The organism is Nonomuraea sp. IBHARD001, from assembly GCF_056106265.1.
Genome location: NZ_JBWBBW010000002.1, coordinates 8,887,043 through 8,910,833, shown reverse-complemented (window position 1 = coordinate 8,910,833; position 23,791 = coordinate 8,887,043). Strand labels below are relative to the sequence as shown.

18 protein-coding genes are annotated in these 23,791 nt (G+C 69.8%); 4 read left to right on the top strand and 14 right to left on the bottom strand.

What is annotated here, in order from left to right; genetic code table 11:
• Positions 1 to 6: 6 nt before the first annotated feature.
• The 4 genes from ACTWNK_RS41950 to ACTWNK_RS41935 all read right to left on the bottom strand — a co-directional run bounded on the left by ACTWNK_RS41950 (position 7) and on the right by ACTWNK_RS41935 (position 2,612).
• Entirely contained in the window at positions 7 to 966 is a 960-nt protein-coding gene (locus tag ACTWNK_RS41950) for a 3-oxoacyl-ACP synthase III family protein (RefSeq protein WP_474310645.1), read from the bottom strand.
• The gene (locus ACTWNK_RS41945) at positions 926 to 1,555 is read right to left on the bottom strand and encodes a thymidylate synthase family protein (protein ID WP_474310644.1); all 630 of its coding nucleotides are present in this window, start codon (positions 1,553 to 1,555) and stop codon (positions 926 to 928) included. The genes ACTWNK_RS41950 and ACTWNK_RS41945 overlap by 41 nt, the downstream gene beginning before the upstream one ends.
• Positions 1,556 to 1,623: 68 nt before the next feature.
• Positions 1,624 to 2,304 carry a hypothetical protein gene (locus tag ACTWNK_RS41940; RefSeq protein ID WP_474310643.1) on the bottom strand — a complete coding sequence of 227 codons (681 nt, stop codon included), beginning with the start codon at positions 2,302 to 2,304 and terminating at the stop codon, positions 1,624 to 1,626.
• A gap of 110 nt (positions 2,305 to 2,414) precedes the next feature.
• Positions 2,415 to 2,612, bottom strand: a complete 198-nt coding sequence (locus ACTWNK_RS41935; RefSeq protein WP_474310641.1) for a hypothetical protein — start codon at positions 2,610 to 2,612, stop codon at positions 2,415 to 2,417.
• A gap of 39 nt (positions 2,613 to 2,651) precedes the next feature.
• Between ACTWNK_RS41935 and ACTWNK_RS41930 the strand changes: the two genes are divergently transcribed.
• A complete protein-coding gene (locus ACTWNK_RS41930; protein ID WP_474310639.1) occupies positions 2,652 to 3,128 on the top strand; it encodes a MarR family winged helix-turn-helix transcriptional regulator in 477 nt (158 codons plus the stop codon).
• Positions 3,129 to 3,255: 127 nt separating this feature from the next.
• Positions 3,256 to 4,887, top strand: a complete 1,632-nt coding sequence (locus tag ACTWNK_RS41925) for a TlrC/CarA/OleB/SrmB family ABC-F type ribosomal protection protein (RefSeq protein ID WP_474310638.1) — start codon at positions 3,256 to 3,258, stop codon at positions 4,885 to 4,887.
• Between the two features lie 13 nt (positions 4,888 to 4,900).
• Here the strand turns inward: ACTWNK_RS41925 and ACTWNK_RS41920 are convergent, their stop codons facing one another.
• From ACTWNK_RS41920 to ACTWNK_RS41885, 8 genes are all read right to left on the bottom strand, one after another.
• Entirely contained in the window at positions 4,901 to 9,712 is a 4,812-nt protein-coding gene (locus ACTWNK_RS41920) for a DNA repair ATPase (protein ID WP_474310637.1), read from the bottom strand.
• 1 nt (position 9,713) lies between these two features.
• A complete protein-coding gene (locus ACTWNK_RS41915; RefSeq protein ID WP_474310636.1) occupies positions 9,714 to 11,831 on the bottom strand; it encodes a flotillin family protein in 2,118 nt (705 codons plus the stop codon).
• The gene (locus tag ACTWNK_RS41910) at positions 11,831 to 12,385 is read right to left on the bottom strand and encodes a hypothetical protein (protein WP_474310634.1); all 555 of its coding nucleotides are present in this window, start codon (positions 12,383 to 12,385) and stop codon (positions 11,831 to 11,833) included. Before ACTWNK_RS41910 ends, ACTWNK_RS41915 begins: the two co-directional genes overlap by 1 nt.
• Positions 12,386 to 13,142: 757 nt before the next feature.
• The gene (locus ACTWNK_RS41905) at positions 13,143 to 13,568 is read right to left on the bottom strand and encodes a nuclear transport factor 2 family protein (RefSeq protein WP_474310632.1); all 426 of its coding nucleotides are present in this window, start codon (positions 13,566 to 13,568) and stop codon (positions 13,143 to 13,145) included.
• 25 nt (positions 13,569 to 13,593) lie between these two features.
• Complete coding sequence (locus ACTWNK_RS41900) at positions 13,594 to 13,959, bottom strand: SHOCT domain-containing protein (protein ID WP_474310631.1); 366 nt, start codon at positions 13,957 to 13,959, stop codon at positions 13,594 to 13,596.
• 75 nt (positions 13,960 to 14,034) lie between these two features.
• The gene (locus ACTWNK_RS41895) at positions 14,035 to 14,589 is read right to left on the bottom strand and encodes a DUF1269 domain-containing protein (RefSeq protein WP_474310630.1); all 555 of its coding nucleotides are present in this window, start codon (positions 14,587 to 14,589) and stop codon (positions 14,035 to 14,037) included.
• A 71-nt stretch (positions 14,590 to 14,660) separates the two neighbouring features.
• Positions 14,661 to 15,953, bottom strand: a complete 1,293-nt coding sequence (locus ACTWNK_RS41890) for an ion channel protein (protein ID WP_474310629.1) — start codon at positions 15,951 to 15,953, stop codon at positions 14,661 to 14,663.
• A 939-nt stretch (positions 15,954 to 16,892) separates the two neighbouring features.
• Positions 16,893 to 17,078: a hypothetical protein gene (locus ACTWNK_RS41885; protein ID WP_474310628.1), complete on the bottom strand. Its 186-nt coding sequence runs from the start codon at positions 17,076 to 17,078 to the stop codon at positions 16,893 to 16,895.
• 177 nt (positions 17,079 to 17,255) lie between these two features.
• Between ACTWNK_RS41885 and ACTWNK_RS41880 the strand changes: the two genes are divergently transcribed.
• Both ACTWNK_RS41880 and ACTWNK_RS41875 read left to right on the top strand, forming a co-directional pair.
• Complete coding sequence (locus ACTWNK_RS41880; RefSeq protein WP_474310626.1) at positions 17,256 to 18,560, top strand: YibE/F family protein; 1,305 nt, start codon at positions 17,256 to 17,258, stop codon at positions 18,558 to 18,560.
• Between the two features lie 76 nt (positions 18,561 to 18,636).
• The gene (locus ACTWNK_RS41875; protein ID WP_474310625.1) at positions 18,637 to 20,121 is read left to right on the top strand and encodes an SDR family NAD(P)-dependent oxidoreductase; all 1,485 of its coding nucleotides are present in this window, start codon (positions 18,637 to 18,639) and stop codon (positions 20,119 to 20,121) included.
• A gap of 43 nt (positions 20,122 to 20,164) precedes the next feature.
• On the opposite strand, the gene ACTWNK_RS41870 is transcribed toward ACTWNK_RS41875, so the two are convergent.
• Together ACTWNK_RS41870 and ACTWNK_RS41865 are read right to left on the bottom strand one after the other, a co-directional pair.
• Complete coding sequence (locus ACTWNK_RS41870; protein WP_474310624.1) at positions 20,165 to 22,918, bottom strand: YhgE/Pip family protein; 2,754 nt, start codon at positions 22,916 to 22,918, stop codon at positions 20,165 to 20,167.
• Positions 22,915 to 23,727, bottom strand: coding sequence for an ABC transporter ATP-binding protein (locus ACTWNK_RS41865; protein ID WP_474310623.1), 813 nt, complete (start codon positions 23,725 to 23,727; stop codon positions 22,915 to 22,917). The genes ACTWNK_RS41870 and ACTWNK_RS41865 overlap by 4 nt, the downstream gene beginning before the upstream one ends.
• Positions 23,728 to 23,791: the final 64 nt, after the last annotated feature.

The following is a 23,791-nucleotide window of genomic DNA, read 5'->3' as shown; positions in this document are numbered from 1 at the left end:
AGGCGCTCACATCTCCGCCAGCATGACGCCCATGCTGATGCCGCCGCCGAGTCCCAGCAACGCCACCCTGTCTCCTCTGTTCCAGCCGCCTTCGGCCAGTTGCAGGGCCAGTGTGGCCGAAGCGCAGTTGCCGTGCTCGGGCAGCGTGGTGACCAGCCGCTCGGCCGGGATGCCGAGCGTGCCCGCCAGGAAGTCGAGGTAGGGCATCGCCACCTGGTGCACGGCGACGACGGCGAAGTCGTCCCAGGTCAGGCCGGTGCGCTTGAGCGCGTTGAGGAACAGGTCCGGCCCGACGCGCTCGAAGGCCTCCTTGAGCCTGCGCCCGTCGCCCCTGAAGTAGGAGTACTCCGGGTCGCGCGGATGCGCCGATCCGCCGCCGGGCAGCGTGCCGACGGCCCATGCGGTGCTGTCGGCGCTGAACTCGCGGTGGAAGACGCCCCGCGCCTGGTCGGCCTCGACGAGAAGGGCGGCTCCCGAGTCCGACAGCGTGTACCCAGCGAAGGAGTCGACGAACTGGGCCCGATCCGCGACGTGCCAGCGCACGGCCCGCGACGGCGTCTCGCCGGTGCACACCAGCACCTTGCGATGGGCGCCGGTCCTGATCAGCGCCTCGGCCACCTGTAAGGCGTTGAGCAGGCTGTTGCAGGCGTTCTTGACGTCGAAGACCGGGCAGGACAGGCCGAGCTTGGCACTGACGATGTGTGCGGTCGCGGGTTCGACCATGTCCTGGGAGGCCGACCCGAAGATCAGCAGATCGACGCCGTTCAGGTCGAGTCCGGCGGCGGCGAGCGCGGCCAGGTCGGACGCCTGCTGGCCGGGTGCGGCCACGTGCCTTCGCCTGATGCCGGTCAGGCGTTCGACGATCCCGGACGGCGGACGCCATCCGACGATCTTCGCCTCCACCTCGGCGCTGGTCAGGGTCGCCTCAGGAAGGTAAGTGGATATTTCCGAAATTCGGGCCTTCATTCCCCTCAAGGTAGTCATGACCGCTTGCAGAGGGCTTGACGCCCGGCCTGATGACCTGCCGTACCTCGTGCAGGTCGGACAGGTAGAGGTGGGGGACGTCGACGAACACGCGCATCGGGCCGGGCCGCAGGCCGAGATCGCGTGCGATCTCCGCCTGGACGCCGCTCAGCGGCACGTAGTTCAGATAGCTGGTGAAGGCGTTCTGCGACCTGAAGGCCGCGGTCAGCACGAGCGTGCCGTCCCTGATCCTGACGGCCATCGCACTGAGGCACGGCACCGCGTCACAGGGCTCGCCCGGCCGCGTCAGCGAGATCCACGCACTCTTGCTGTACGGCTTGCGCCGCAGGATCTGCTCGGCCCAGCCGATCTGCGGCCTGAGCCTGGCGCCGTAGCTGTACTTGAAGGGGGTGACGATCTCGTTCTCGGTGAACTTGCGCGCGTAGAGCGCCGTCCTGTCCGCCTCGCCGTGCCGGGTCAGGATCGGGTCGTCCGATCGCACATCGGTGATCTCGAAGAGTACGGCCGGGGCCTCAAGGACCGGGCCTCTGTCGTCGTCGGCTGGTGTGCCGGTCGTCCAGACATGGCGCATGAGCCATATCCATGCCTCCCCACAGGACTTCCACTGTCGCATCCCCGCCGTCGCGTCGGGGTCGGGCATCACGTCTCCGTATTCGTGAATCCGTAGGGGTTGTGGGGCAGTCGGCGGCGCCTGGTGACATTGCAGCGCACGTAGTAGACCAGGTAGTGCACCAGGGCGACGAGCAGCACGCTCGTCACCACCAGGAGCCAGTGCGGCCTCGCGCCGCTGAGACCGGTCACGCCCACCGACAGGTAGGCGCCGTTGGCCAGGGCCAGCATCATGACATTGACACCGGGCCAGGCCAGCGGGGCGTAGGTCTCGGGGTAGTGCGGATCGACGGGCAGGCTCTGCGTCCAGCCGGCGTCGTCGAAGTGCTCCTTCAGCCTGGTCATGTAGAGCAGGCGGAAGTTGTTGATCGCCCTGGCCGTCCTGGCGTGGGTGTTCACCGCTTCGATCAGCCGCAGGAACGGCAGTGTGGTGAGCAGCCCGAACACCGCGACCAGGGCGAACAGGTACCAGGGCACCGTGCTCCACGCGGTCAGGGCGCCGGGGTCGAGCACCTTCGTGCTCGCCAGCGCGATCGTGGCGGCGAAGGGGGTGGCGAGCAGGCTCATGGCGAGCCTGGTCATCTTGAGGCGCTCTTCCTTGGCGGCAAGGTGGACCGCGTAGACGCCGTTGAAGTCAACGGCCGTGAGCTGGAGGAACTGGGCTGCGTTCGGCCCCTCCTCCGGTGTCATGCGTTCGGGGGTTTTCCGCATGATCGTACTCCGATGACGCCCTTTGGCCAGCACTTTCCAGTATGGGCACTTATCTGGAAAGTGGCGGCCGTTTCTCCACATTCACCACAACAAATGGAAAGAGGTGGCAGTCAGATGTGAAACCAGTGGATGTGGCGACAGGAGGAGCAGACCATGCAGGTGGCATCACGATTGGCCCAGTCCATGCCGAAGAACGTCATGCCGGTCGTCTGGAGCTTCCATTTGGCCCGATGGAACAGCTCGTTGCCACAGGCGGTGCAGCTGAGGTCGCGGCCGTTGGGCAGTGCGAAGCGCTGGGGCTCGTCCATGCCTCGATGCTAGTCGACAAGATCGCTATTGTTTCCTTCGTGCGAACGAAACAATCCCGCGAAGCGCTCATGGCGGAACTCGTCTCGGCCATGGGCAGGAGTGACGCCGCCGCCGTGCGGTACCGGGGCGAGGTCAGCGCCTGGATCGGGCTCGGCGGCTCGGAGGAGCGGGTGCTCGACCTGCTGCGCGCCGCCGGACCCCTGACAGCGGGCGAGATCGGCGAACGCAGCGGCCTGGCCCCGGCCTCGGTCACCGGAGTGGTCGACAGGCTGGAGGCCAAATGGCTGGTACGGCGCAGCCGCGACCCCAGGGACAGGCGCCGGGTCATCGTCGAGGCGGGGCCGGACGGGCTGACCGGGTTCGCCGAGGTCGCCGCCGACCTGGCGCACGGGCGGCAGGCGCTGTTCACCCGCTACTCCGATGCCGAACTCGCCACTGTCGTCGACTTCCTGACCAGGGCGAACCTGCTCCAGGAGGGAGCGGCCGACCGAATATCCACTGGACATCGGCCCTAACCATGCCTATGGTCATGCCCATGTGTCTGTACTTCCTGTGATTCTCACGACCGCGACGGCGTCGAGCGATGCTCCGCCGTGCGGCCCGCCATCGATCCGATGACGAGAATCCGGAGGTGGTTTCGCTATGCGTGCCCCATCACACCTTTCCCTCTTCGATGTCACCAAGCGTTACGACACCCGTGTCGTGCTCGACCAGGTCAGCCTCAGCGTCGCTCCCGGCGAGCGGATCGGCGTGATCGGCGACAACGGCTCGGGCAAGTCCACCCTGCTCAGGCTCATCGCGGGCGTCGAGCGCCCGGACAACGGTGAGCTCACCGTCGTCGCGCCGGGCGGCATCGGCCATCTCGGCCAGAGCCTGGGACTCCCGCTCACGGCGACCGTGGCCGATGTGATCGACGACGCCCTGTCCGACCTGCGCGAGCTGGAGTCCCGGATGCGTACGGCCGAGGCGACGCTCGCCGACAGCGGTGAGGCCGGGCTGGCCGCCTATGCCGATCTGGTCACCGCGTTCGAGGCCAGGGGCGGCTACGAGGCCGACGCCAGGGTGGACGTCGCCCTGCACGGTCTCGGCCTTCCGGCTCTGGACAGGCGGCGACGGCTGGGCGCCCTGTCGGGCGGTGAGCGCTCACGGCTGGCCCTGGCCGCGACCCTGGCGTCCGCACCCGAACTGCTGCTGCTCGACGAACCCACCAACGACCTCGACGACGAGGCCGTCGGCTGGCTCGAAGAGCACCTGCGGGCACACCGGGGCACGGTCGTGGCCGTCACGCACGACCGTGTGTTCCTCGAACGCATCACCTCGACCGTCCTCGAGGTGGAGCGGGGCGCGGTCAGCCGCTACGGCAACGGCTACGGCGGCTATCTCACCGCCAAGGCGGCGGCCCGCCAGCGCTGGGCCGTGGCGCACGCGGAGTGGAAGGCCGAGGTGAAACGGCACACCGGCCTGGCCGAGTCGAACATCACCAGGCTCGGCGCCATCCCGCGCAAGGCCCCCGCGGCCTTCAGCGGCGCGGGCGCCTTCCGGGCCAGGTCGCGGGCGCACGGGGCGATGAGCAGGATCCGCAACGCCAAGGAGCGGCTGCAGACGCTGACGGCCAACCCGGTGCCGCCTCCGCCGCGCCCGCTGAGCTTCACCGCCGACCTGGAGCAGGCCACACCGGGACTCGGCGGCGTGCTGGCCGAGCTGGCCGGGGTCAGGGTTGGCAGGCGGCTGCACATCGAGGGGTTGCGCATCGCACCCGGCGAACGCGTGCTCGTCACCGGTCCGAACGGCGCGGGCAAGACCACGCTCATGCGTGTCCTGGCCGGTGAACTCGCCCCCGACGCCGGTGCGGTGCGGGTGGCGGGCAGGGCCGGGCTCCTGCGCCAGGAGGAGGCCGTCCTCGCCCCCCGGCGCTCGGTGCTGCGCGCCTACGCCGAGGGGCGGCCGGGCGACCTGGACGAGCATGCCGACGCGTTGCTGGCGACCGGGCTGTTCGGCCCGGCCGACCTGGCGCTCAGGGTCGGCGAGCTGTCGGTCGGCCAGCGCCGCAGGATCGAACTGGCCCGCCTGGTCGCGAGCCCGTATGACCTGCTCCTGCTGGACGAGCCGACCAACCACCTGTCTCCGGCCCTCGTGGAGGACCTGCAGCAGGCCCTGGCCCACTACACCGGAGCCCTGGTCGTGGTCACCCACGACCGCCGCCTGCGGGCCTCGTTCGAGGGCCGCAGGCTCGACCTGGAAGCAGGCCGCCTGGAGGAGCGGCAGGCGGCCTGAACGACGACGGGCGTCAGGATGCCGTGAAGCGGTCGGCCGCCCGGTCGATGGAGGTGGAGATGCGGTCGGCGAGCAGGCCGACCGCGCCGACCGCACGGGTCATCGGGTCGTCCTGGCCGCCGCCGAGCGCCAGGCCGCGCACGTAGGCGGCCTTGACCGCCGCCCAGCGCGCCGCCTGCTCCTCGGTCAGCCGGCCGCGGAGCTCGGCGAGCTTGAGCAGGTTCGCCTCGGCGCCGGTGGTGAGCGTCTGCGCCTCGCCCGCGTAGTGGTCGTCGATCACCGCTTCGAGTTCGGCGTCGTTCATCACCGGCACGATGCGCTCGGCCAGCTTGTTCATATTGCGGTAGGACCCCTGCAGCCGGAACGGCGGCTCGGTGCGCGACTCGTCGCTGCGGGCGGCCGATGCGATGTAGGCCCGGTTGTTGGCCAGCACGACCTCCTGCACCCGGACCAGCTTGCGCAACACCGAGAGGACCTGCTCCAGCTCGACCTTGGAGTAGGCGTGCGCGAGCTGGTCCTGCCGTACGCCTTCGTCGCCTCTGGCCAGTTTGACCAGCAGCTCGACATCGCCCCTGGCCCGGGTGGACAGCGGGGCGAGCACGGCGTTGGAGGTGAGGGCGTTGTCCAGATAGCTGAGTGCGAACAGCTCGTCCCGGCCCGACAGCACGTCGCCCAGGTTCCACACGTCGGCCCGGTTGGCCAGCATGTCGGGAATACGGAAGAGCTGACCGGACTCCGTGTACGGGTTGCCCGACATGCACACGGCGAAGCGCTTGCCCCGCAGGTCGTATGTCCGGGTACGGCCGTTCCACACGCCTTCGATGCGGCGCTGGGCGTCGCACAGCGAGATGAACTTCTGCAGCAGTTCGGGCGAGGTGTGCTGGATGTCGTCGAGATAGAGCAGGGTGTTGTTGCCCGACTCCAGGGCGAACGAGATCTTCTCCACCTCCTGCCTGGCCGTGGCGTCCGGCGCGTCGGCCGGGTCGAGCGAGGTCACGCCGTGCCCGAGCGCGGGCCCGTTCACCTTGACGAACAGCAGGCCGAGGCGGCTGGCGACATACTCCATCAGCGTCGTCTTGCCGTACCCGGGCGGTGAGATGAGCAGGAGCAGGCCCATCTGGTCGGTGCGTTTGCCTGCTCCGGCCGCGCCGAGCTGTTTGGCCAGGTTGTCGCCGATCAGCGGTAGGTACACCTCGTCCAGCAGGCGGTTGCGGACGAAGGCGCTCATGACCTTGGGCTGGTACTCGCCGAGTCTGAGCCGCTCGCGTTCGGCCTCGACCAGCTCGGCTCTGCGCTTCTGGTAGGCCCGGAAGGCGGGCACCTGCCGCACTCTGAACGTCCTGGTCCTGGCCAGCGTCTCGTCCAGGCGGAGGACGAGCTGCCTGTCCTTGATCCTCGGGTGCGAGCCGAGCAGGCCGGAGACGGTCTCGGTGAGGGTGGCGCTGCTGTCGTGCCTGGGCAGGTCGCACAGCAGGACGGCGACCGCCTCGGCCAGCTCGGGATGGCCGGGCTCGAACGCGCCGAGCCAGGCTTCGGCGAGCTGCCGCCTGGCGGGCAGGTCGAGCAGGCGCAGATCGTCGTCGAACTCGCGCACCCTGGCCGGGCCGAGCTGCCTGCGGAACCGGTCGATGAGCTCTCTGGCCGCCTTGCTGGTGACGAATCCGGCGGAGGAGGAGCTCAGCTCCTCGGCGAGGTACTCCCCGCCGAGACCGCCTGGCGAGCCGATCGCCGCCTCCAGCTCGTTGCACAGGAGCCCCCAGGCGGGCGTCGCCCCGAAAGCCGATCTGACCCGTGCGAGCGCAGAAGCCCGTGTGGAGAATGTTTTACGTGAAACGTCGTCCAGCTCATGGGCCCAGTACAGCTGCGCCGCGGCCCGATCGGCCGGGGGATAGCGCAGCAGCCCCGCTCCGGCCGCGAGTCTGACCAGCGCGTCCAGAATGGCCGCGGCGTCGTGGTCGTGCACCCCGCGCTCGTACCCCTCGTCGTAGCGCTCCTCGGCGGCCTTGCGCACGGCGGTGAGCAGATCGCTCTCGACGCCCGCCTCCAGCAGCGTCGCCGCCAGGTGCTCGGCCCGGTAGACCTCGGCGCTCTCCGAGACGATGAGCTGGTCCCAGAAGGGACGGGTGTCGGCGAAGGCGGCGGGCGCGGGCGAGCGGTAGTCGGTGCCGGTGATGGCGAACGTCATCTCGCCGCCGGACGGCACCAGGGTGAGGTCGATGGGCTGGGTGTTGACGGCGAAGGCATGCCGCCCCAGGCGCAGCGTCTCGCCGTCGGCCGAGAACAGGTCGAGCCGGTCGCGCAGCGAGCGTCCCGCCTCCTGCTGGGCGGCCTTGATCCGGCCGGCCAGCTCTTCGGCGCGCACCGCGTCCCCGAGCGAGCGCATCTCCTCGGCCACCGAACGCAGCTTGGCCACCATGGGATCGGCGGCGAAGTAGGTGTTGACGTCGTCGAGCGAGCCGAGTGTGCCCACCCGCCTGGTCACACTGGTCAGGATGCGCTCGGCGGAGGCGGCCAGCCGGTCGGTCCGCCTGGCCCGTTCGTCGAGCAGCGCCTGCTTGCGGGCGGAGAAGGCCTCGTAGACGTCCTCGCGCTGGGCGGTGAGCTTGGCCAGGAAGTCGTCGAACTCCCCGAACCGCGACTCCAGATTCTCCAGCTGCAGCATCAGCCTGCCGAGCTGCTCGTCGCAGCGCTCGGGCGTGTCGGCCATCGCCAGCGCCCCGGTGATCGCCTGGGCGAGCAGCGCGAACTCCGCGGCGAAGGCGGCCCTGCCCTCGGTGGCGAGCAGCTCGCGCCTGCGACCCTCCAGTACGGCCCTGGCCCGGTTGAGCCCGCCGAGCACCTCGCCGATGCGCTCCAGGATCGCCGTACGCACGGTGGCGTCGCCGATGTCGAGCGAGCCGACGACCTCGGTGACGACTTCAAGGCCCTCCGACTGGGCGCCGATGCGTTCCTGCAGCGGCCCGGCCTGCGCCGCCGTGGCCAGGGCGGCGGCCTCGGCGGCCAGCTGCCCGACCTCGGCCTGGTACCCGGCGAACGCCTCGGCGCCTTCGAGGAAGGTCACCGCACGGCGACCCACCGAGCTCGTCTCCTCGGCGAGTTCGGCGCCGAGCGCGTCGAGGGCCGCGGTGTCGAGGTAGCGCGTCTCGCGCAACGTCACCAGGCGGCCCTGGGCCCTGCGCATGGCGGCCAGGCGTGCCACCCAGGCGTCGGCGCTGGTGAGCGTCTCGCCCCTGGCCTGCCTGATCAGCGCGGTGGTCTCCTCCTGGGCGCCGCGCAGGGCATCGGCGGCCTGGCGGGTGAGGCTCTCCACCTTCTCGTACTCGTCGAGCACCTGCTCGGCGGTGGTGCGCACGGCGGCGAGCGGCTCGTGCAGGCCCTGCTCGGCGAGCCAGTGGTAGTGGTCGAACGCCCTGGCGCACGCGGCGATCAGCGCCTCGAACATGGCCGCCGACGCGGTCATCTCCTCGCCCATCCTGGCCACGGACAGGCAGTCGGAGACACCTCTGACCAGCTCGGCATTGCCGATCCTGGCCAGCGGCCCGGTGCCGACCGGCTGGGCGGCGGCGAAGGTGTCGGAGGTGTAGGGCGTCTGCCAGACCTGCATCGGGTGCACGCGCGTCGGCTCGTCGGAGGTGGCGCGGAAGACCACCAGCGTCCCGTCGTCGAACAGCGAGAACCCGTGGCAGGGGATCGGCGTGGCGACCTGCTTCCTGATGACGTTGTACGGCAGCAGCAGCGAACGGCCCTCGCCCTTGGCATGGAAGACGTACAGCACGTCCTCGCCGTTGGGCGAGCGCACGACCCGCTCGAACTCCAGGTCGGTCACATCGGTGTCGAACGTCCTGGCCAGCCCCGTCGACAGGTAGAACCCGCCGGGGAAGATCAACCCTTGGTCCTCGGGCAGCCGCTGACAGGCGAGGGCGATGCCGTCGAGCCTGGTCACCGCCTTGGTCCTGGTGTTGAACACCAGGTGCCGCCACTCGCTCTCCTTGTACGGCCTGACCCTGAGCAGGATCAGCGGCCCGACCCTGGCGTGTTCGACGTCGGCGTCGGCCAGGCTCTGCAGCGGCTCGCTGACCGGCTCGCGGTAGATGCCTTCGCCTGACTCCGTGTTGTTCTCGATCTTGATGGTGAGGTCGCCGCCGACGGTCTCGACGAACACCTCGCCCTCGATCGAGATGTGCGGGTGCCGGCCGAGCACGTGGTCGTCACGGGTGGCCGGGATCCACTCGAAGTCGTGCGACGGTGGGAAGACGTGATCGCGTTCCCCCCGGCTGTCCTGATATTTCGTGACACCGTCTTTGGTGATCGTCCAGCGCAGGACGCGGGTGTCGTTCGGGCCGGTCTGGAAGACCGCGAGCAGCTTGCCGTCCAGGCGACGAAGCTGCAGCAGCCTCGTCTCCTTGTAGTACCTGTAGAGCTCGGCGAAGTCCTTGACGAACGCGGGATCGCGCAGCGCCTCCATCGACCGCGCCTCGTCGAACCTGAAGGTGTCGCCGTCCCTGGTGAAGGTGTGCGCGGCGAACACGTCGCCGACCGTCGTCTCGGGCTTGAGCCCGATGAAGACGTTGTAGCCGAACACCATCGTCTCGCCGACGGAGACGATGTCGCGCGGCACACAGTTGTTCTCGGTACGGATGCGCTCCGAGCCGATCAGCCGCAGCTCCGCGCCGCCGAACTCGCGCAGCCGATCGGCGTTGACCGCCTCGGCCCTGGCCGCGAGCGCGGCGGCCTGCGTGGCCAGGCGGGCGCGCAACACCTCATAGGTGCCCGCCTCCAGCCCGGCCGTGCTCGCCGTACCCGTGTGGGGTTCGTCCGGGGACACGTCAGCCCTTCGCCGCCGTCAGGGCCGCCACGGGGGAGTCGGCGACGCCGAGCCTGCGAGCGGTCTCCAGCAGTTCGCCGAGCTTGCCGCTCTGCGGGCCGCCGTCCTGGATGAGCCTGACCAGCAGCGCCGACAGCGTGAGGTTCTTGACGTCCTCGCTGCTGATCCCGCCCAGCAACAGGCCCAGGTCCTGCGGCAGGCTCGCACTGCCGTTGAGGTACGGCTCGGCCAGCGTCCTGGTGACCTCCGAGTGCTGGACGAAGCCGTCGACGGCCTTTCCGGCGCTGATCGAGCCGACGACCCTGTCGAAGAACATGGTGTCGCCGCCGACGATGTCGATGTTCGCCTTGGCCAGGCCCGCGGCCAGGACGCCTGCCTGCGACTCGGCGATCTTGCGCTGGACGTCGATCTGCTTGAGCCTGACCTCCTTGTCGGCCTCGAGGCGCAGGCGGTACTCCTCGTGCGCGCGGGTGGCGTCGTCGAGCGCGGCCATCGCCGCGGCCTTCTCGGTCAGACCCTCGGCCTCGGCCTTCAGCTTCTCGCCCACGGCCGCCGCCGCGGCCAGCGCCTTGGCCTGCTCGCCCTCGGCCTCCGCCTTGAGCCGGTCGCCGACGACGACCGCCTTGGCCCGCTCGCCCTCCGCCTCGGCCTTGAGCCGGTCGGCCACCACCATGGCCTTCTCGCGCTCCACCACTGCCTCGGCGCGGCCGACCTTCTCGATCGCCTCCGCGTCGCGCTCCTTGACCTGCACCTCGGCCAGGCCCCTGGCCGCCGCCTCGGCCTGGATGCCCTCGGCGAGCCTGATCTTCGCGCGGGTGTCGAGCTCGGCGGTCTGCTGCCTGGCCTCGGCCAGCGTCAGCTCCTCACGGGCCTTGTGCTTGGCCGTCGCCTCCGCGGTCTCGGCCGCCTTGATGTCCTTGACCAGGGCCTCCTGCGCCTCGGCCTCGGCCTGGATGATCGTGGTCTGGCGAAGCCGCTCCGCCTCCTCGACCGCGCGCAGGCGCTTGATGTTCTCCTCCTGCTCGGCGACCGTCTTCTCGACCGCGATCCGCTCCCTGATCACCTCGGCGATCGAGCGCTTCTCGCTCTCCAGCTCCTTGTCCTTGGAGATGCGTGACAGCTCGGTCTCGCGCTCGCGTGCGATGACCTCCAGCATGCGGTCCTTCTCGATGCGCTCGGTCTCGATGGCGATGACCCGCTCGCGGTTCTTCTCCGCGACCGCGACCTCGCGGGCCTTGTTCTCCGTCTGGACGCCGAGCTGCTCGTCGGTCTTGAGGGCCGCGGCCTGGGCCTTGAGCCGCTCCTCGGCCATGACCCTGGAGATCTCGGCCTCCTCGCGGGCGCGCATGGTCTCGATCTCGCGCTTCTGCTTGATCTCGGCATCGGCCTGGCGGCGTTCGAGTTCGAGGATGGCCTCGCGGGCGTCGACGTTCTGGCGGGTGATCTCCTTCTCCTCGTGCCTGCGGTACTCGTTGGTCTTGACGTTCTCGCCCGCGGTGAGTTCGGTGATCTTGCGGATGCCCTGGGCGTCGAGGATGTTGGCCGGGTCGAGCTTGGTCATCGGCGTCTGCTCGAGGTAGTCGATGGCCGCGTCCTCCAGGCTGTAGCCGTTGAGGTCGGTGCCGATCACCCGCACGATCTGGTCGCGGAACTCGTCGCGCTTGGTGTAGAGGTCGACGAAGTCGAGCTGCTTGCCCACGGTCTTGAGCGCCTCGGAGAACTTCGCCGCGAACAGCGCCTGCAGCGTGCCCTCGTCGCTGGCCCGCTCGGTGCCGATGGCCTGGGCGACCTTGATGACGTCCTCGACGGTCTTGTTCACCCTGACGAAGAACGTGATGCGGATGTCGGCCCTGATGTTGTCACGGCAGATCAGGCCCTCGCCGCCGGTCCTGGCGATCTCAATGGTCTTGACCGAGATGTCCATCGTCTCGGCCTTGTGCACGACGGGAAGCACGATGGCGCCGGTGAAGGTGACGTCCACTTTGTTGACCTTCGACACGATCAGCGCCTTGCCCTGCTCCACCTTGCGGAACAGCCGGCTGATCACGACGAGCAACGCGATCACGACCAGCGCGACGACGGCCAGCAGAATGCCGAACCCAGTGGAGATGACGTCCATCACAAATCCCTTTCGTACGGCATGACCCAGAAGAACTCGCCGTCGCGGTCGTATTGGAAGATCAGGGCGCTGTCGCCGCGTACGAGGGTGTCCGACCCTGTCGTACGCACCTGGACGAGCGCGGAGGAGCCGTCCGCCGCCGTCACCTCGGCCTGGCCGAAGTCGGAGGTGGCCCGGCCGGTCCTGACGACGCAGCGCAGTCCGACGAACTCGGCACGGGTGGGCGCGGCGGCACTCGGGAACAGGCGGCGCATCGGCGAGACCAGCATCCTGGCTCCCGCCCAGCCGCCCACCAGCGCGAGCACCAGCACGCCGATCAGCAGCGGCGTCCCGTCGACGAGCGCGCCACCCGCCAGGCTGATGAACCAGGCCAGCGCGACGACCAACGAGATCGTGACCGCGGCGGGCACTCCCGCCAGGCCGAGCCACGGGAGGTCGTCCTCCAGGTCGGTCAGGCCGAGCAGGGCCAGCGTCCAGTACGCGACGACGACGAGGAGGAGGAAGGTGAAGACCACGGTAGGGAAGGCGAGGACGGCTTGGAGGAACTCGCTCATACGCGCTCGTCGGGGAGCGGGGTGGCGGGATACGGCCATGCAGAGGTGACCGTTATTGCGGGATAAATCATCACGTATATGGTCTTAGACGGACATTGCAGTTTGGTTGCGGGTTGCTTGATCGTTTCGCGGATGGGCTGTGGGGTGGGGGTTTGCGGGGGTAGGATTGTTTTTGCGGGGGTGAGGATTGGGCGGGCGGGGTGATCGTTTCGGGCCTCTGGGGGGTGGGGCGCGGGGCGGCGCTTGGGGTCGTCTCGACTGGCGCGTATCCAGAGCGTGGGGTGCGGAGGGCGGGTGGCGGCGACGGCTGGGGCGACAGGAGTGGCCACAGCTGGGCGGCTGCCCCACTGGGTGGCTCGGGCGGTCGGGAGGGGCGGGCAGCGATGATGCCTGGAGAACGTCGGCGTGAGGGCGCCGGAAAGCGGCAGGTGGGACGTGGTGTCCTCACCCGCCGCCCTGTTTGCGGCCGGGGCGGTGGAGGCGGGCCGGTCGGATGCCGCCATTCTGACCAGCGCACACTGCTCTGACCGGCGCACACTGCTCGCAGGTCAGTGGCTGACCGGCGCGCACTGCTCGCGTGTCAGTTGCTGGCCGACGGCAGTGCTCGCGTGTCAGTTGCTGGCCGACGGCAGTGCTCGTCGGGCCGCGCGTGTGCCTTGCGGGGCAGTCGTCGGCCGACGTGCACGGCTCGTCGGCCAGCGGGACTGCTTGTCGGTAAGCGGGCGCTGCTCGTCCGCCAGTGTGTACGGCGTGCTGGTCAGTCGCCGAGTAGGCCGAGTTGTTCGAGGAGGTCGGCCTCGTCCCAGTACTGGCGGAAGTCGGTGATCTGGCCGTCTGACAGTTTGGCGAACAGGGCTCCGCGTAGGTCGAGTGGACGACCGGTTGCGGGGAGGAAGGCGTCCTCCTCCAGGGCGATCGGGCCGGTGTGCCTGGCCGTCAGGCGCCATTCGGCCACGATGGTGCCGTCGGGCAGTTCGATCGGGTCTGCCTCGATCGTGACCTCCGACAGGCCGGTGGCGCGGCCCTCGGCCTCGGTGAGGAGGTCGTCGCGTGAGGTGATCTCCTGGCCCGCCGTCCAGCCGGTCACGTCGGAGGCGTACAGCGCCTCGATGGCCGCGACGTCGCCGGTCGCGGTCGCCTTGAGGGCGTCGAGCACGATCTGTCCAGCCTGTACAGCAGTCATGTCTGGTCCATCCCCGGTGTCGTACTCAGCCGCCGATGAGGCGGGCCTTCATGGCGGCGAACTCACTGTCGGTCAGCGCACCCGACGCATGCAGATTGGCCAGCCGCTCCAATTCGGCCAACGGATCCCCGGAGCCTTGCCGCTGAGCCTGCTGAGCCTGCTGAGCTTGTTGCGTCTGCTGGGCCTGCTGGGCTTGGAGTTGTGCGGCGGCCAGGGCTTGGGCCTGTTGTGCCTGTTGCTGGTCCTGGGTCGCCTGGTAGGCGGCCTCGGCCTGCTCGTTGTAGCCCTGCTGCCTGGCGTTGCTCTTGCCCGCCTGGTAGGCGATGGTGGCGGTCGCGGCGCCGGTGGCCAGGCGCATGAGGGGACGGCGGGGCCGGAAGAAGATACCCATGCTGGTTGCTCCTCGCTGGTCGGGGCGCCCCCGCACGGGGGCGCCTCTCACCTTCGTGTGGCCAAGCGATACGTACTACGCCTGCGGCTGCCCCTGCCCCTGCCCCTGCCCCTGGGCCTGCGCCTGGGCGTGGGACTGCTGGCCGCGGGCGGCCGAGACGGCGGCGCGCAGGTGGGCCTCCTCCTCGTTGCCGAGCGAGGTCTTGATGATCTCGCCGCCGTACGGTGCGATCTGCGGGATGACCTTGTCCGGCGTGCTGCCCGCCACCAGCAGGAACAGTGCGGCGCCGCCGATGGGCAGCTTCTCGCCGAGCTCCTTCATGAAGTCGTCGTCGACGCCGACATCGGTCATCGCGCCGCCCGCCGCGCCACCGGCCGCGCCGATGGCCATACCGAGCAGCGGCATGAAGAACAGCAGGCCGATGAGCCCGCCCCAGAGCGCGCCCCCGGCGGCGCCGACGCCGATCGTACTGTTGACCTGGTGCAGCTTGATCTTGCCGTCCTCCTTGCGCTCGGCGACGGCCGCGTCCTCCAGCGTGATCAGGTTCTGCTTCTGCAGCTCGAACAGCCGGTCGCGAACAGTGGTTGCGGTGGCGACGTCCGGATAGGCGATGGCGACCAGGTTGCTCATGATTCCCCCGAATAATGAAGATGACGAACGGTAGTGACACTACTGCGGAATGTGACGGAAGTGGTGGACGCCTACCCCTCCTCCTCGGTGATCAGCATGCGAGGCCCGCTGGTGACCAGCAGCCACGCGGGCAGGATCGCGACACAGAGAATCGGTATGAGCTCGGCCTGCTGCACCATGACGATCCCGGTGAACAGGCTGACCCACCCCTGCCTGGTGACGACGAGCACGAACCCCATCACACTCGCCGCGATGGCCAGCGACAGCGGGACCGAGTCGACGACCGTACTGGCCAGCAGCCCCAGCGCCACCCCCGTGAACACCACGGGGAAGATACGCCCGCCCCTGAACCCCGACGTCGCCGCGACCACCAGCGCCGCCAGCTTCACCACGATGATCAGCACCAGCTGCAGCGCGGTGAACGACGACGTGGGGTCGACCAGCTCCCGCGCCTGGTCGACCCCCTTGAACAGTGAGATCGGCCCGCCGAGCACCCCCAGCAGCCCGAGTACGAGCCCACCGGCCGTCGCCATCAACAGCGGATGACGAATACGCCGGAAAAGCCGATGCACATGGGGAAAGGCATGAACCGCGATCATCCCCAGCAGTACGGCCAGCACGGCGAGCACACAGGCGCTCAGCAGGTCCCCGACATGGAATCCCGGATAGTCCGGAACGCTCAGCGTCAGCGACTCGTTCGTCAGCGTCAGCATCGTGATCGACCCGACGGCCGCGGCGACCAGCGGGGCGAACAGCCGATCCCACAACGGCGGCTGATCCTGCCCACCACCCAGCGACTCCGACAACATCAGCGCCGCGGCCACCGGAGTACCGAACAGCGCCCCGATCGTGCCCGCCGCCGCCAGTCCGAGCCACAGCGGCGCCTTGGTCATCGGCATGACCCTGCTACCGATCGCGAACGCCAGCGCGATGTTGATCGCCATGATCGGGTTCTCGGGTCCCAGGCTCACCCCACCGGCCAGCGTGAGCAACGTCGCCACCACCAGCCCCGGCAGTACGCCGAGCGGCATCGGCGGCGCGACCAGGTCCTCGGTGGCCGGATCCGGCCCTCCACGCCCCGGCGCCTTCCACAACACCAGTCCCGTACCGAACCCGACAGCCGTCAGCACGACGACGATCCACCATCCGGAGGTCCCACTCACCCCCGCCCACCCCGGCAGCACGTCCCACAAGAAGTCCTCAAGCCACCCCGCCGTCACACTCAACGCGATCAGCACCAAGGCCGACCCGGCCCCCACGAGGGCAGCCGGAACAACCAATGCGATCAACGTCCTGGCCGAAAGCGAGGCAGCGACCGGAGGCGTCGGAGGCGTCGGGGACGTCGAGTCGGCAGTCACAAGCACGCTCCGTCCATAGGAACAAGCGACAACGCCCCGACATGCACAGGGGCGGGTTGCACCGAGGTGGCGATGTAGGTACGGCTACCGGTGCCGGTGGTGCCGGTGGTGCCGGTGGTGCCGGTGGCGGCTATGTTGGCCCAGGCCCAGGCCCACGCGCAGGCGCAGGCCAGGGGGGCCGGGGCTGGTATGCGTGCCGGGGAACGGAGGCGGCGTCTCGCGCTCGCCTCGGTCGTGCATCCCTGGATCGCACGCGCCTCGACTGCGCATCGCCGGTCTGCGCATCTCTAGAACGTCGCAATCGTGTCGCCGCCACCACTACACGCGAAGGCGAGCACGGCAGCAGAAGCGGAAGTCAGAGCACCCTCACGGGCTTGGCCCACCAGCCCATCAGCCGTGCCCGCCAAACCGGACAAGACGAACACTCCGACAGGAGGGCGCGAGACGAACACCACCCCCGCTGCCTCCAGCACCACGCCCGCTACTTCCAGCGAGTCGAACGCCCCACCCCCACCGAACCCCCCAACCAGCCCAAGCCCATCTAGCCCAAGCCCATCCAGTCCACGCCCATCTAGCCCACGCCCATCTAGCCCAAGCCCATCTAGCCCAAGCCCATCTAGCCCAAGCCCATCTAGCCCAAGCCCATCTAGCCCAAGCCCATCTAGCCCAAGCCCATCCAGTCCAGCCCCAAGCCCCTCCAGCCCAACCTCACCAGCACCACCAACCCCACCAAGCCTGCCAACCCCGCCAAGCCTGCCAACCCCGCCAAGCTTTCCGACATCAGCAACCCCACCAACCCCACCACCCCAGGCAAGTACCCCAAGGAAGTCGACATCAGGCCGGTAGTCGAGCGGATGTTCCCCCATGGATGACCAACTACCCGGCCACCCGGCAACGCATCGGACCTATCCCAAGCTTTGCCCACACAAGGCCCAGCCTTCAGCCTCAAGCCGAGAGCGACGACTCCCACTCATGGCAGGGGCGTACGGCGTGGTGGTGGAAGATCACGCCGACCATCTTCTGGGTGGCGTCGTTGTGGACGCCCTGTCCGGTGGGGCCGCAGATGCATTCGTGCGACTCTTCGTGGCCGATGACGTCGTCCAGGGGACGGACGTGGACGATCTTCTGCATGGGGTCACCTCTTCGCCAGGCTGCTTGGTGTGTAGTTTATGCATACTTTGCACCTTTTCGGGCTTAAAGGCTGATTCTCTTTCGCGGACCGGCACCGTACCGACGGGCCCGCGACCTTAGATTGGTGAACCCGGCTCAGCCCAGAGCAACACACCCCGAGAAGGAGCCCAGCCGTCCATGGGTGGCAACCACACGCATGGCCCTGTCGCGCCCGCGTCCAAGGGTGCGGTGCGGGCCACCGTGGCCGTGATCGTCCCGCTGGCGCTGCTCACGCTGGCCGCACTCGTCCTGCTGTGGCCGTCCGGACAGCCCGAGGGCGCCACGCCGCCGCCGGGCCTGGAGCGGATCTCGGGCAGCATCACGGGCATCACCCTGCAGCCCTGCCCGGCCGAACCTCCGGTCGAGCCACCGACCGAACCCCCAACCGAACCCCCAACCGAACCCTCGGCCGACGGCACGGTCGCGCCCCCGAAGGCGCCCGACCCGGCGACCTGCGGCACGGCCACGGTCAGGCTGACCAGCGGTGCCAACGAGGGCCAGACGATCACCACCGACCTGCCCAGCGGGCCGGGCGCCCAGCGGTTCGCGGTCGATGACGACGTCATCCTGCTCTACTCCCCGGAGGAGACGCTCGACGTCTCGCCGTACCGGCTGTCCGACCATGACCGGTCGGCGCCGCTGGTGTGGCTGGGGGTGGCGTTCGCGCTGGCGGTGGTGGCGTTCGGGCGGTGGCGGGGGCTGAGCGCGCTGGCGGGGCTGGCGATCACGTTCGTGCTGCTGTTGATGTTCGTGATCCCGGCGATCCTGGGGGGTGAGCCGCCGCTGCTGGTCGCGGTGGTGGGGGCGGCGGCGATCATGCTGACCGTGCTGTACCTGACGCACGGGTTCTCGCTGACCACGTCCATGGCCGTCGTGGGCACACTGCTGGCGCTGGCGCTGACGGGTGGACTGTCGTACCTGGCGATCGGCATGGCCGAACTCACCGGGATCACCGACGAGGCGGCCTTCTACCTCGACGTCGGGTACCAGATCAACACCCAGGGCCTGCTGCTGGCCAGCATCATCATCGGCGCGCTCGGTGTGCTCGACGACGTCACCGTCACCCAGGCCGCCACCGTGTCCGAACTCGCCCACGCCAATCCCTCCTACGGCCCGCGCGCCCTCTACCGCGCGGCGGCCAGGGTCGGCAGGGCGCACATCGCCTCGGTGATCAACACGATCGTGCTGGCGTACGCGGGCGCCTCGCTGCCGCTGCTCCTGCTGATCAGCGTGGGCGACCAGCCGATCGGCGACGTCCTCACCAACCCGGTCATCGCCACCGAGATCGTCAGAAGCGTCGTGGGCACACTCGGCCTCATCGCGGCCGTGCCGATCACGACCGCACTCGCCGCCCTGGTCAGCACCCGCACCCGCACCCAGCCCGACCACGACCACGACGCCGACGTACCCGTGTCGGCGGCCAGACACAGGCGTCCGCTGTGACGCGCTGCCATTGCTTTTGGCGGCCCAGGGCCTGACTGCGTAGAGTTCCGGGGCTCGCCGACTTCGAGGGGGACACGTGGACCAGGACCGACCGACCGGGATCGACCCGGCGAGCCTTCAGGTGTGCCTGGACGTGCTGTCCCAGGTCGAGGCCCTGCATCCGGAACATCCCGACGCGGTCAGGGTCAGGATCGCCACCGCCGCGATCTTCAAGAGCGCCAAGACGCAGCGCCGCAAGGAGAAGCGTGCCGCCGTGACGGCCGCGGACCGCGCGGTGATGGCGGCCACCGCGACCGCGGCCCCAGGCAGGCTCGACGACGAGACCGAGGGCTTCGGCCTGACGACCGCCGCCTCGGGCACGGTCGGCAGCTACCAGCGGGCCCGCTCCTGCTACACGTGCAAGACGCGCTACCACGACGTGGACGCCTTCTACCACCAGCTCTGCCCGGCCTGCGCCCAGCGCAACAGGGGCCGCAGGGACGCCAGCGTCGACCTGAGCGGTCGCAGGGCCCTGCTCACCGGCGGGCGCGCGAAGATCGGCATGTACATCGCCCTCCGCCTGCTCCGCGACGGCGCGCACACCACGATCACCACGCGCTTCCCCAGCGACGCCGTACGCCGTTTCAGCGCCATGCCCGACAGCGACCAGTGGCTGCACCGCCTGCGCGTGGTCGGCATCGACCTGCGCGACCCGGCCCAGGTGCTCGCACTCGCCGACTCCGTCAGCGCCGCCGGCCCGCTGGACATCCTCATCAACAACGCCGCCCAGACCGTGAAGCGTACGGCGGGCTCCTACCACCACCTGGTGGCCGCCGAGTCCGAGCCGCTGCCCGAAGGCCCGCTGCCCGAAGTGATCACGTTCGGCGGCGTACGGCAGGCGGCCCTGGCCGCGACCGGTAGGAGCGAGCCGACCGGCGCCGAGACGTCGGGCGTCGGGCTGCTCGAAGAGGTCAGGCCGACGTTCGCACCGACCCCGGACGCGCTGGCCGCACTCGCGCTGACCGGCGGTTCGGCCTCGCCCGAACGGATCGCCACCGGCACCGCCATCGACGCCGGAGGCCTGGTCCCGGACCTGGTCTCGGTCAACAGCTGGACCCAGCACGTGCAGGAGGTCGACCCGCTGGAGCTGCTCGAGGTCCAGCTCTGCAATGTGACGGCCCCGTTCGTCCTGGTCAGCAGGCTACGCCCGGCGATGGCCGCCTCGCGTGCGCGACGCAAGTACATCGTGAACGTCTCGGCCATGGAGGGCCAGTTCAGCCGTGCCTACAAGGGACCGGGCCACCCGCACACGAACATGGCCAAGGCCGCGCTCAACATGCTGACCAGGACCAGCGCGGAGGAGATGCTGAGCGACGGCATCCTCATGACCGCGGTCGACACCGGCTGGATCACCGACGAACGCCCGCACCCGACCAGGATGCGCCTGGCCGACGAGGGCTTCAGGGCTCCGCTCGACCTGGTGGACGGCGCCGCACGCGTCTACGACCCGATCGTGCGGGGCGAGCAGGGCGAAGACCTCTACGGCTGCTTCCTGAAGGACTTCGAGCCGGCCTCCTGGTGAGGGGAGGCCCGGCGTCAGGTCAATTCGAAGCCCGGTCGGCGGGTCACAGGGACAGCACCGGGTGCAGGCGGGACAGCGTCCACATCCGGCCCTTGCGCGCGGCCAGCGTCGTGACCGCGAGCCCGCCCGCCAGGCACAGCGACAGGACGACGACGGCCTGCATGACGGCCGTCTGGTCGCCTCCGCTGATCAGCCTGCGCAGCGCCGATACCACCCACGTCATCGGCAGCCAGTTGGAGATCGACTGGAAGAATCCGGCCGACGTCTCGATGGGATAGGTGCCGCCCGCCGAGGTGAGCTGCAGCATGAGCAACGCCAGCGCGAGCACCTTGCCCACCGGCCCGAAGTAGGCGTTGACCGCCTGCACGATGGCGAGGAAGGCCATCGCGGTGAGCACGAGCAGCGCGATCATGCCCGCCCAGTGCTCGGCCCGCAGCCCGAGCCCCCACTTGAGCACGATCGAGATGGCCGCCACCTGAAGGACCCCGATGGCGGCGGCGGGCAGCCACCCGGCGAGCGCGGCACGCCAACTCGGCGTCGAGCCGGCCAGCACACGCGGGTTCAGCGGGCGCAGCAGCATGTAGGTGAGCATCGAGCCGACCCAGAGGCTCAGCGGCAGGAAGTAGGGCGCGAACCCGGTGCCGTAGTTCGGCACGGGATCGTCGACCTGGGTGTTCACCCTGACCGGCTCGCTCATCATGTCGACGTGCCCGTCGCGCTGCGCGGTGTCGTAGTCGGGGATCTGCTTGGCGCCGTCGCTCAGCGCCGTGGCCAGTTTGCCCGCGCCCTTGTCGAGGTCGCCGAGGCCCCTGTCCAGGCTTTCGGCGCCTTCGTTCAGCCTGCCGATGCCGGTGCCCAGCTTGCGTGCGCCGGTCGCCAGGCTGACCAGACCCCCGTCCAGCCGTACGGCGCCGCTCTGCAGTTGGCCCAGGCCCGAGTTCAGCGTGCCCGCGCCTGCGGACAGCCGGGTGAGGCCGCCGTCGAGTTTGCGCGCGCCGCCGGTCAGTGTGCCGAGCCCGGCGTCGAGCTGTCCGGCGCCGGTCTGCAGCCTGCCGAGCCCGGAGTCGAGCGACGAGGCCCCGGCGACCAGCTTGCCGAGCCCGGAGTCGAGTGTCGTCGCGCCGGTCCGCAGTCTGGCCAGGCCCGCGTCCAGCGTGTGCGCGCCGCCGTCCAGCTTGGCGATGCCCGCGGCGAGTTCGCCGACGCCGGAGACGGCGGCTCCCGTGCCCTGGTGCAGTTTCGCCGCGCCCTGGGCCAGCTTGAGCAGCCCGGCGTCCAGCTCGTCGAGCTTGGTCCGCGCGCCCTCCAGCCGGTCGGCCAGCCCGGGAGCGGCGTCGGCCAGCCTGATCGCCAGCGCTGCCACCTCCTGCGCCTCCCGCTCGAACCTCTTCAGGTCGCCCAGATGCTCTCCCACGAACCTGTCGAGCCACTCGGCCAGCTCGGCCAGCCGCTTGGCCCCGGCGACCGCGGCCTTGAGCAGGTCCGTGAGCACCGGGTCCAGATCGGGATGGGCGTCGAGGTAGGTCTTGAGCTCCTTGTAGGCCTTGTCGGCCTTGATCTTGGCCCTCTCCACCCGGGCGGGCAGGTCTTCGAGGCAGTCGGCGAGGAAGGCCGCCGCCTTCTGGACGAACAGCGCCATCCGCCTGATCTCCGGCGCGTTCTTCCGCAGGAACGGCACCGCCACGTCGATGGCCTCGTCCACCTGGGGCACGACCGTGTGCACCTGCCGGTAGATCTCCGCACTGCCTTCGGCCAGCTGTCTCGCGCCCTCGTCGAGCTGTACCGACCCGGCGGCCAGCCGGTCGACGCCCTGTCCGGCCGAGTCCAGCCCTCCGGCCAGGGTGTGCGCGCCGTTCTTCGCCGTGCCGAGTCCGCTCGCCAGGGTCCCGGCGCCGGTGTGCGCGGTGCGCAGGCCGTCGGTCAGGGTGCCCGCGCCGGTTCTGGCCGTGCCGAGACCCTGGTCGAGGGTGCCCGCGCCCTTCCGCAGCTTGGTCGCGCCGTCGACCAGCGTGCCCGTGCCCTGCTGGGCCGTACCCAGGCCGGCGGCCAGTTTCGCGGCGCCGGTGTGTGCGGTGCCGAGGCCCGAGGTGAGCTGGCCGGCTCCGGCCCTGAGCTTGGTCGTGCCTTCGACGAGGGTGCCTGTGCCCTTCTGCGCGGTGCCGAGCCCGTCGGCGAGCTGGGCGGCGCCGCTCTGCGCCCGTGCGGAGCCGTCGGCGAGTTCGCCAGCGCCGTCGGCGGCCTCGCCGGTCTTCTCGTGCAGTTCGGAGAAGGACAGGAAGATCTTGTCGAGGTACTCGCTGATGGCCGACCGCGCCGCCGTGGCCTGCACCTCGGCGAACACCGCCTTGGCGATGGTCTCGATGAGATAGCTGCGGCCCTGGTCGATGTGCACGTCCAGATAGGCGGGCTCGGGCGGCTCCGGGTCCGACACCGAGGCGATCCTGGCGCTGAAGTCGGCGGGCACGGTCAGCGAGAGGTAGTACTCGCCGTCCTTGACGCCCTGCTCGGCCTGCTCGGGTGTGACGTCGCGCCAGTCGAAGATCCGGCGTTCCTCCAGCTTGTCGGCGAGGTCACGGCCCGCGTTGACCTCCTTGCCGTCCTGCGTGGCGCCCGTGTCGAGCATCACCATCGCGGCGGGCAGCCGGTCCAGATTGCCCTGCGGGTTCCAGAACGACCACAGGTACAGCCCGGCATACAGCAGCGGCAGCAGCACGATCGTGGCCAGTGCGGCCCGCGTCAACCGGCTGCGCCCGAACCTGCGCAGCTCAAGGCGCCCGAGCCCCAGCGACGGACTCATGCCGTGCCGCCCAGATAGGCGGTCAGGCCGAGCGCCGACTGGGCGCCGTCACCGCGTGGCCGCGTCTCGGGCCGCTCGGCGGGCTCACCCTCCTCGGCGCCGTTCGCCGCCGGTTCGGGCGCCGGGCCCGGGGGCGTCCTGGACCTGGGATGGCTGATCGTGCGGTCGAGGGGGAGGGTGACGACGACCTGGGCCCGAGGATGTGGATCGACGCATGCGGCCACCACCGTGACCGGCAGGTCGAACAGCGGCGCCCACACCTCCTCGCGGCGCTCGTGCGGCACGCCTCTGCCCACGTCGTCCACCATGATCACCTCAGGCTTCTGCAGCAGGGCGAGCGCCACTCCCATGTGGCCGATCTGCACGGGATCGAGGGAGTCGGTCCTGGCCCGCAGGTCGACCTCCAGCCCGACGGCCGCCATGGCCTCGTCGATCCTGCGTCTGACCGTGCGCCCCAGCATCCAGCCCTGTCCGGTGAGCCGCTCGTGGAAGTGCTCGCCGACGGTGAGGCTCGGCTCCAGGTCGTTGACGCCGGGCAGCACGGCGAGCGCGGCCAGTTCGTGCAGCCTGCGCGGCTGGCTCTCGCCGTCGATGCGCACACTTCCCGACGTCGGGCGCATCCGCCCGGCGAGGGTGAGAAGCAGGCTGGTCCTGCCGCTCCCGCCTTCGCCGCACACGCAGACGAGGTCGCCCGGCTCGGCGCTGAGCCGGACGTCGCGGAACACCCAGCCGCGTGAGCCCTTCAGTGACAGCCCTTTGGCGGTGAGATGTGCTCCGCTGTCGGCTGACGTGTCTTTTTCGTTCGACATACCCCGACACCCGTAGGACGACTGAACTGAGGAGACCGTCCCACTTCGACGTGGTGTCTCCGCC